Origin of the sequence: Streptomyces sp. MK37H (assembly GCF_018035285.1) — a bacterium.
GTDB lineage: Bacteria > Actinomycetota > Actinomycetes > Streptomycetales > Streptomycetaceae > Streptomyces > Streptomyces endocoffeicus.
In genome coordinates this window covers 1-8,968 of sequence record NZ_JAAAYH010000373.1, presented here as the reverse complement: position 1 = coordinate 8,968, position 8,968 = coordinate 1, and the positions used below count along the sequence as shown (strand labels likewise).

Here is an 8,968-nt window from a genome sequence, read left to right as displayed (position 1 = left end):
AGCCCAGCGAGTACAGATCGCTGCGGTGGTCCACCGGGCCGCCCGCGATCTGCTCGGGCGACATGTAGTGCGGGGTGCCCATGGCGACGCCGGTGCCGGTGAGCCGGGAGGTGAAGCCGACGTCGTCGCGGAGGCGGGCGATGCCGAAGTCGCAGAGCTTCACGGTGCCGTCGGTGAGCCGCATGATGTTGGCCGGCTTCAGATCGCGGTGTACCACGCCCTGGTCATGGGTGTAGGCGAGGGCCTCGGCCACCTGCTCCGCGATGTCCAGCACCTCGGGGACCGGCAGCGGCCGGCGCGCGTTGTCGCCCAGCAGCCGACCGAGGTCACGGCCCTCCAGCAGCTCCATGACCAGGTAGAGTCCGCCCTCGTGCTCGCCGAAGTCATGCACCACCGTGACCCCGCGGTGCTGCAGCGCGGCGGCCACCCGCGCCTCCCGGCGGAAGCGCTCGCGCACCACACCGGTGAACGAGGGGTCGTGCCGCGACCCCAGCGGTTTGAGGCATTTGACCGCGACGCGGCGGCCGAGCGACTCGTCCCGCGCCCGCCACACCTCGCCCATTCCCCCGCGCCCGATCCGGTCCAGCAGCCGGTACCGGCCCTGGATCAGCGTGATGTCCGCCATGCTCCCCCTGCCTTGGCGGAAGTCAGCTCCCGCCGCCCCCGTGGAGACCGGCCGCGAACGGCCGCGCCCCCCTCGCATCCCCGCTGTCCAGTATGGCCGCGTTTCTGCGCAGTTTGTAGGGCGAGGGACGGCTGCCCGGGCCGAGCCGTTCGACCGCCCGCATGATGTGCTTCGGCGGCAGCTGCCAACGGGCCGTGGGCGGGATGCAGCGCAGGGCCCTGCCCATCGCCCGCAGCCTGCGGGTGACCACCCGCGGCGGGGGCGCGGGGCGCCCGTACAGTGCGTGGGCGTACGGGGGCAGGGTCCCGTAGGCGAGCGAGGCGAAGCGCCCCCAGATCACCTCGCGCGCCGGGACGAGCAGGGCATGGACCGGGGGCCGCCGTAGAAAGGCGTCCACCTCGCGGGCCTCCGGGGTGGCGGCGAGCTCGGGGCGCACCGTCGCGAAGTACGCGGCGAGCGCCGCCGTATCGGCCGGTACGTCGGCCGGGTCGAGGCCGACCAGCCGGGCGGACACCACGTTCTCGGCGACATAGGCGTCCGCCTGGGCGTCGGTGAGCGGATAGCCGGAGCGCCGCATCACATGGAGATAGGAGTCGATCTCGGCGCAGTGCACCCACAGCAGCAGCTCGGGCTCGTCGACGCCGTACCGGACCCCGGTGACCGGGTCGGTCAGGGAGAGCCTGCGGTGAATGCCCCGGACCTTGGCGCCCGCCCGCTCGGCCGCCTCGGTGGTGCCGTAGGTGATGGTGGCGACGAACCGCGCGGTGCGCAGCAGCCGCCCCCAGGCGTCCTTGCGGAAGTCGGAGTTCTGGGTGACGCCGCGGACCGCGAGCGGATGCAGCGCCTGGAGGTACAGGGCGCGCACCCCCGCGATCCACATCACCGGGTCGCCGTGCATCTGCCAGGTGACCGACCGGGGGCCGTAGAGCCCCGGGTCGCCGTCCGATCCGCCCCGCCGTATGGCCGCCGCCATGGCCACCACCTCCCGACGGCCAGCCTAGGCGCTCCGCTGGAAGTGCCCCGATCTGCCGTCGATCGTCCGCGGCGGCGTCGTGGCTGGTCGCGTCCCGCGGCGGAGCCGCATATCGATACGGCCCCCGCCCCTTCAGGGCGCCTCCGCGACCCAGCCGGCCTCCGCCGAACCGCTGAGGCGTCATCGGACCCCTGGGCGGGCCCCGCCCAGGGCTCACTTCTTGAGCGGCTGGGTGAAGCGCAGCAGATTGCCGGCGGGGTCGCGGAAGGCGCAGTCGCGGACGCCGTAGGGCTGGTCCATGGGTTCCTGCAGCACCTCGCCGCCCGCGGTGCTGATGCGCTCGAAGGTGGCGTCGCAGTCGTCCGTCGCGAAGAGGACTCCGCGCAGCAGGCCCTTGGCCAACAGCTCCGCCATGGTCTGTCTGTCGGCCGGTGAGGCGTTCGGGTCGGCGAGGGGCGGTTCCAGGACGATGCTCACGTCCGGCTGCGAGGGCGACCCGACCGTCACCCAGCGCATCCCCTCGAACCCCACGTCATTGCGCACCTCGAGGCCGAGCACATCGCGGTAGAAGGCGATCGCCTTGTCGTGGTCGTCGACGGCGATGAAGCATGTGGAAAGGGTGATGTCCATACCGCTCACGCTACGGCCGGCCGGCGGGGTCCGCTTCTCCATTCCTGACCGGTCGCGTGTGGATCTTGGCCATGCACGCCGGGATGGCGGCGCCGTGGTCATGGCCGCGGGCCCGGTAGCTGCTCGGGCTCTCGCCGACCAGCTGTGTGAAGCGCGTGCTGAACGACCCCAGCGAGGTACAGCCGACCGCGATGCAGACCTCGGTCACCGTAAGGTCGCCGCGCCGCAGCAGCGCCTTGGCCCGCTCGATGCGGCGGGTCATCAGATAGCTGTACGGGGTCTCGCCGAAGGCGGCGCGGAAGCTGCGGGAGAAATGGCCCGGCGACATCAGGGCGCCCCGCGCCAGCGCCGGGACGTCGAGCGGCTCGGCGTAGTCGCGGTCCATCCGGTCGCGGGCCCGCCGCAGCCGGACGAGGTCATCGAGATCCTGCCGTTTCACCGGCTCAGTTTCCCACAGCGGGGGCCGGTGCGGACCGGGAGCGACGGGCCTGCGGACCGAGCAGGAAGGGAACCGGTCAGGAATGAAGAAGCCCCGGTCACGGGGGCGTGGCTAGCGTCTCCGCCATGGACCTCACCATTCACTGGACCTTCCTTCCGCATGACGACCCGGAGGCCTCCCTGGCCTTCTACCGCGACACCCTCGGCTTCGAGGTGCGCAAGGACGTCGGGGACGGCGGGATGCGCTGGATCACGGTCGGCCCCGCCGGCCGGCCCGAGACATCCATCGTCCTGGAGCCTCCGGCCCTCGGCCCCGGCATCACCGACGACGAGCGCCGCACGATCGTCGAGATGATGGCCAAGGGCAGCTACGCCCGTATCACCCTGGCCACCGCCGACCTCGACGGCGTCTTCGAGCGGGTGCGGACCAGCGGCGCCGAGGTCGTCCAGGAGCCGACCGCGCAGCCGTACGGCATCCGCGACTGCGCCTTCCGCGACCCCGCGGGCAACATGATCCGCATCAACGAGCTGCCCTGAGCCGTACCGCGAGAACAGCCATGACCTGCGAACCGGACGTATTGTTCGAAGCCGGTCAGGTCGATTCGGGCGACACCGGCGGGGGCCGCGCAGGCGGCCCCCGCCCGAACAGATGGAGACACCATGAGCAGGGCCACGGACAAGGACACGCGGTCGCCTGAACCCCATGCCGCCGACAGCCACGATCTGATCCGGGTGCACGGCGCGCGCGAGAACAACCTCAAGGACGTCAGCATCGAGATCCCGAAGCGCCGGCTGACGGTGTTCACCGGCGTCTCGGGCTCGGGCAAGAGCTCGCTGGTGTTCGACACCATCGCCGCGGAGTCACAGCGGCTGATCAACGAGACCTACAGCGCCTTCCTCCAGGGCTTCATGCCGAACCTGGCGCGCCCCGAGGTCGATGTGCTAGACGGGCTGACTACAGCCATCACCGTCGATCAGCAGCGGATGGGCTCCGACCCCCGGTCCACCGTGGGCACCGCCACCGACGCCAACGCGATGCTGCGCATCCTCTTCAGCCGGCTCGGCACACCGCATATCGGCCCGCCCGCCGCGTACTCCTTCAACGTGGCCTCGGTCTCGGCGACCGGTGGCTTCACGGTCGACCGCGGGGCCGAGAAGACGAAGACCGAGAAGGTGAGCTTCAGCCGCACCGGTGGCATGTGCACCCACTGCGAGGGCCGGGGCACGGTCTCCGACATCGACCTCACCCAGCTGTACGACGACTCCAAGTCGCTCGCCGAGGACCCGTTCACCATCCCCACCTACACCGGGGACGGCTGGGTCGTACGGGTCATCTCCGAGTCGGGCTTCTTCGACAAGGGCAAGCCGATCCGCGAGTACACCAAGAAGGAGCGGCACGACTTCCTCTACCGCGAGCCGACCAAGGTGAAGATCAACGGGGTCAACCTCACCTACGAGGGTCTGATACCGAAGCTCCAGAAGTCGTTCCTGTCCAAGGACCGGGAGTCGATGCAGCCGCACATCCGGGCCTTCGTGGACCGGGCGGTCACCTTCGCCGAGTGTCCCGAGTGCGACGGCACCCGGCTCAGCGAGCCGGCACGTTCCTCCAAGATCGGCAAGGTCAGCATCGCCGACGCGTGCGCGATGGAGATCCGCGACCTGGCCGGCTGGGTCCGCGGGCTCGAGGAGCCGTCGGTGGCGCCGCTGCTCGCCAAGCTCCAGCACACCCTGGACTCGTTCGTGGAGATCGGCCTCGGCTATCTCTCGCTGGACCGGGCCTCGGGCACGCTCTCCGGCGGCGAGGCGCAGCGCACCAAGATGATCCGTCACCTCGGCTCCTCGCTCACCGATGTCACCTACGTCTTCGACGAGCCCACCATCGGTCTGCACCCGCACGACATCCAGCGGATGAACAACCTGCTGCTGCGGCTGCGGGACAAGGGCAACACGGTGCTCGTGGTGGAGCACAAGCCGGAGACGATCGCCATCGCCGACCATGTCGTGGACCTCGGCCCCGGCGCCGGCACGGCGGGCGGCACCGTGTGCTTCGAGGGCACCGTCGAGGGGCTGCGGGCGAGCGACGGCGTCACCGGCCGCCATCTCGACGACCGGGCCACGCTCAAGGAGACGGTCCGCAAGGCCACCGGGCAACTGGAGATCCGCGGCGCGTCCGCGAACAACCTGCGGGACGTCGACGTCGACATCCCGCTCGGGGTGCTCTGCGTCGTCACCGGCGTCGCGGGCTCCGGCAAGAGCTCGCTCGTCCACGGCTCCATCCCGGCCCCGGAGGGTGTGGTCTCGGTGGACCAGACCCCGATCCGCGGCTCGCGCCGGAGCAACCCGGCCACGTACACCGGGCTGCTGGACCCGATCCGCAAGGCGTTCGCGAAGGCCAACGGCGTCAAGCCGGCGCTGTTCAGCGCCAACTCCGAGGGCGCCTGCCCCACCTGCAACGGCGCCGGTGTCATCTACACCGACCTCGCCATCATGCAGAGCGTGGCCACCCCCTGCGAGGACTGCGAGGGCAAGCGGTTCAGCGCCTCGGTGCTGGAGTACCACCTCGGCGGCCGTGACATCAGCGAGGTGCTGGCGATGCCGGTGACCGAGGCCGAGGAGTTCTTCGGCAGCGGCGAGGCGCGCACCCCGGCGGCCCACAAGATCCTTCAGCGGATGACGGACGTCGGACTCGGCTACCTCACCCTGGGCCAGCCGCTCACCACGCTGTCCGGTGGCGAGCGGCAGCGGCTCAAGCTGGCGGTCCACATGGCCGACAAGGGCGGGGTCTACGTCCTCGACGAGCCGACCACCGGGCTGCACCTCGCCGATGTCGAGCAGCTGCTCGGTCTGCTGGACCGGCTCGTGGACTCCGGCAAGTCGGTCATCGTCATCGAGCACCACCAGGCCGTCATGGCGCACGCCGACTGGATCGTCGACCTCGGCCCCGGCGCCGGTCACGATGGTGGCCGCGTCGTCTTCGAGGGCACCCCGGCCGACCTCGTGGCCGCCCGGTCCACCCTCACCGCTGAGCACCTCGCGGAGTACGTCGGCGGCTGACCGGGGCAGTCTCCATCGGCACCGGGACCCTCTCGGGAAGCGCCGCCGTGCGGCGGCTCAGCGGCGCACCCGTGGCATCCCCAGCCCGATCCAGGAGATGATCTCCCGCTGGACCTCGTTGTTGCCGCCGCCGAAGGTGAAGACGACGCTGCTGCGGTAGCCGCGCTCCAGCTCGCCGTGGAGGACCTCGCCCGCCGAGCCCTCCTTGAGCGGACCGGCGGCGCCGACGATCTCCATCAGCCAGGCGTAGGCGTCGCGGCGCGCCTCGGAGCCGTACACCTTGACGGCGGAGGCGTCCTGCGGGGTGAGGGCCTCCCGCTCGAGGGCCTCCACCATCTGCCAGTTGAGCAGCTTCATGGCGTCCAGCCGGGCGTGGGTGCGGGCCAGCCGGCCGCGCACCCAGCCCAGGTCGATCACCCGGCGGCCGTCGGGGAGCTTGGTGTCGGCGGCCCACTGGCGGACGCCGCGCAGGGCGCGGATGGCCATGGTGCCGTGGGCGGCGAGGGTGACCCGCTCGTAGTTGAGCTGAGTGGTGATCATGCGCCAGCCCTCGTTCTCGGCACCGACGCGGCGGGTGGCCGGGACGCGGATGTTCTCGTAGTAGCTGGCGGTGGTGTCGTGGGAGGCGAGCGTCTTGATGAGGGTGGAGGAGTAGCCGGGGTCGTCGGTCGGGACCAGCAGGATGCTGATGCCCTTGTGGGGTTTGGCGTCGGGGTCGGTGCGGACCGCGAGCCACACCCAGTCGGCGGTGTCGCCGTTGGTGGTCCAGGTCTTCTGGCCGTTGACGATGTAGTCGTCGCCGTCGCGCACCGCGCGGGTCTTGAGGGAGGCGAGGTCCGTACCGGCGTCGGGCTCGCTGTAGCCGATCGCGAAGTCGATCTCGCCGGAGAGGACCCTGGGCAGGAAGTACGCCTTCTGCTCCTCGGTGCCGAACCGCATGATGGTGGGCCCGACGGTGTTGAGCGCCATCAGCGGCAGCGGCACCCCGGCCTGGGCCGCCTCGTCGAAGAAGATGAACTGCTCGACCGGGCCGAGCCCGCGCCCGCCGTACTCCTCGGGCCAGCCCACCCCCAGCCAGCCGTCGGTGCCGAGCCGGCGGATGGTCTCGCGGTAGAACCGCTTCTGCCCGGTGGAGTCGGCGTAGCGGGCGTAGGCGTCATCGGGGACCAGTTCGGCGAAGTACGCGCGCAGTTCATCGCGCAACCGCCGCTGATCAGGGGTGTATTCGAGGTCCACGGCCCGGGTCTCAGCCCTCCACCCGGGGCGGGGTGTCGTCGCCGCCCGGCCGTACGACCCGAACCGGCTGGCCCGGGCGCCAGGTGCGCAGCACCATCTGCCCGTTCTCCAGGGCGGTGTGCACCACCTCGGTCACCTCGGCGCGGAAGAGGTGGGAGGGCTCGGGCGGGCGGACCTCCTCGGCGAAGCGGGCGATCGTCCCGGGGTCGGTCACCTCGACCGCGCGGCCGCTCACCCGGACGTCGCCCTCGGCCAGGTCATCGCCCGGGCCGGGGTTGGCCTGCACCGAGAACCGCGGATCGCGGCGCAGGTCCAGCGCCTTGCGCGACTCCGGCATCATGCCCAGCCACAACTCGCCGGAGAGGAAGTTCACTTCGAGCGGGGTCACTCGCGGGGAGCCGTCCTGGCGCAGGGTGGCCAGCACATGGTGGCGGTAGCGCCGGAAGCGGTCCTGGGCGTAGTCGGCGAAGGCGGGCTCGGCCGCCGCGAATCCGGCCCAGCTGGTGGTCGGGTAGGTCATCGTCATGGCACCCATGCTCGGACCGTTTCCGGACGTCTCCTGTCGGGATTTCCGGGCTTCCCACTCCCGCGCCTGGTCCGGGGGCAGATACGCGTTCCACTCGGTGCCCGGCAGCGGATAGCCGACCCAGGTGCGGGCGTAGGCCGGGGGCCTGGCCTGGCCGCGCCTCAGCAGCAGCGCGGTCGGCTCCCGGGCGGCGCGGCGCAGCAGCGAGGGCAGGGTGGTGGACCGGTTGTTCCCGCTGGTCTGGGCGGAGGAGCAGCCCGCGTGGTACGCGACGGGCAGGGCGCGGTCGCCGGTCACCAGGCAGGGCGGGCGCAGCCCGAGCCGCTGCAGCCCCTTCGCGGCGGTGCGATAGCGGCCGGTGGTGGCGTCGGACTGCTTGGCGGTGTGGTTGAGGATGACGAACTGGCTCGCCAGATGGAGCGTGATGATCACCCCGAGCGCGACCGCCAGGTGCTGCGGTGACCGCGCGGCCCGTACGGCGCGGAACACCAGCCCGGCGATCGGCAGCGCCAGCAGCGCGTACGAGGGCATCAGGAAGCGCGGTGCGGAGTAGCCGATGAGCAGGAGATAGGGCAGGGCGAGGGTGGCCGCGCAGGCGATGGGCAGCACGGTGAGCGGTACGGCGGGGGGCCGGACGGCCGGGCGGCCAAGCCCCACCCGCACCCGGCGCAGCTCCTGGCGGTCGCGCAGGGCGGTGTGTACGGCGAGGAGGGTCAGCACGGGCAGCGCCAGCCACCACACGGTCAGCTCCGGGTGGCGCAGCGGCACCTCGCAGGGGCGGCACAGCTGGGGTCCGTTGAGGCTGCGCAGCGCGGCGCCGACGCTGAAGTGGAGGCCCATGCCGCCCTCGACGTCGCTGGAGACGTTCAGCCGCTCCCCGATGCCGCCGAAGCGGTCGTACGCCTCGCCGATCCACTGGGCGGCGCCGAGCAGCGGTCCGCCGATCAGCGGAATCAGGGCGGGGCGCCAGCTGCGCACCCCGATCGCGCCGATCAGCAGCGGCAGGGTGAGCCATCCCCCGTCGGGGGTGCGCACCAGGGTGACGCCCGCGAGGACGGCGGCCAGCCACCAGCGGGCGTTCGGTTCGTCCGGCACCCGGAGGAACCAGCCGACGGCGGCGACGGCGCCGATCGCCACCCAGAGGTTGGGCATCACCGCGGGCCCGCTGATCTGGGTGATCCACAGCCCGGAGAACAGCAGCGCGGCCAGGGCCACCTGGGATGCGGGCAGCAGCCGGGTCCAGACCCGGAAGGCGGCGTAGAGCGCGCCCGCGGACAGCAGCATCAGCAGGATCCGCAGCGCCGGAATGGAGCCGGTGGCGGAGACGAGGGGCGCGACCAGGAGACTGACGCCGCGCGAGCGGGGTGCGCTGAAGTACGCGGGCGGGGTGCGCGGATCGACCTGGGAGACATACACGGACTCGTCCCAGCCCAGCGCGTGGCCGGTGTGCGGAATCACCATGGCGAGCTGGACCACGGCGTATCCG

8 protein-coding genes are annotated in these 8,968 nt (G+C 71.6%); 2 read left to right on the top strand and 6 right to left on the bottom strand.

Going from position 1 to position 8,968, the window contains the following annotated elements; genetic code table 11:
* The 4 genes from GWI24_RS34800 to GWI24_RS34785 all read right to left on the bottom strand — a co-directional run.
* The coding region (locus GWI24_RS34800) for a serine/threonine-protein kinase (RefSeq protein ID WP_210950038.1) at positions 1–625 on the bottom strand (625 nt) is incomplete at its 3' end.
* 22 nt (positions 626–647) lie between these two features.
* Positions 648–1,598, bottom strand: a complete 951-nt coding sequence (locus GWI24_RS34795) for an oxygenase MpaB family protein (RefSeq protein WP_210950037.1) — start codon at positions 1,596–1,598, stop codon at positions 648–650.
* Positions 1,599–1,811: 213 nt separating this feature from the next.
* The gene (locus GWI24_RS34790; RefSeq protein ID WP_210950036.1) at positions 1,812–2,228 is read right to left on the bottom strand and encodes a VOC family protein; all 417 of its coding nucleotides are present in this window, start codon (positions 2,226–2,228) and stop codon (positions 1,812–1,814) included.
* A 10-nt stretch (positions 2,229–2,238) separates the two neighbouring features.
* Positions 2,239–2,613: a helix-turn-helix transcriptional regulator gene (locus GWI24_RS34785; RefSeq protein ID WP_247617285.1), complete on the bottom strand. Its 375-nt coding sequence runs from the start codon at positions 2,611–2,613 to the stop codon at positions 2,239–2,241.
* A 179-nt stretch (positions 2,614–2,792) separates the two neighbouring features.
* Here GWI24_RS34785 and GWI24_RS34780 point away from each other — a divergent pair, with 179 nt between their 5' ends.
* A complete protein-coding gene (locus tag GWI24_RS34780) occupies positions 2,793–3,203 on the top strand; it encodes a VOC family protein (protein WP_210950034.1) in 411 nt (136 codons plus the stop codon).
* A gap of 123 nt (positions 3,204–3,326) precedes the next feature.
* Entirely contained in the window at positions 3,327–5,720 is a 2,394-nt protein-coding gene (locus tag GWI24_RS34775; protein ID WP_210950033.1) for an excinuclease ABC subunit UvrA, read from the top strand.
* 57 nt (positions 5,721–5,777) lie between these two features.
* Here the strand turns inward: GWI24_RS34775 and GWI24_RS34770 are convergent, their stop codons facing one another.
* Both GWI24_RS34770 and GWI24_RS45815 read right to left on the bottom strand, forming a co-directional pair.
* Entirely contained in the window at positions 5,778–6,956 is a 1,179-nt protein-coding gene (locus GWI24_RS34770) for an acyl-CoA dehydrogenase family protein (protein ID WP_210950032.1), read from the bottom strand.
* 10 nt (positions 6,957–6,966) lie between these two features.
* Positions 6,967–8,968 (bottom strand): pyridoxamine 5'-phosphate oxidase family protein (locus GWI24_RS45815; protein WP_247617283.1); only part of this gene is annotated, 2,002 nt, incomplete at its 5' end.

Coding starts and splice junctions, on each gene's coding strand:
- GWI24_RS34795 (WP_210950037.1), bottom strand. CDS start 1,598: ATGGCGGCGGCCATACGGCGGGGCGGATCGGACGGCGACCCGGGGCTC.
- GWI24_RS34790 (WP_210950036.1), bottom strand. CDS start 2,228: ATGGACATCACCCTTTCCACATGCTTCATCGCCGTCGACGACCACGAC.
- GWI24_RS34785 (WP_247617285.1), bottom strand. CDS start 2,613: ATGGACCGCGACTACGCCGAGCCGCTCGACGTCCCGGCGCTGGCGCGG.
- GWI24_RS34780 (WP_210950034.1), top strand. CDS start 2,793: ATGGACCTCACCATTCACTGGACCTTCCTTCCGCATGACGACCCGGAG.
- GWI24_RS34775 (WP_210950033.1), top strand. CDS start 3,327: ATGAGCAGGGCCACGGACAAGGACACGCGGTCGCCTGAACCCCATGCC.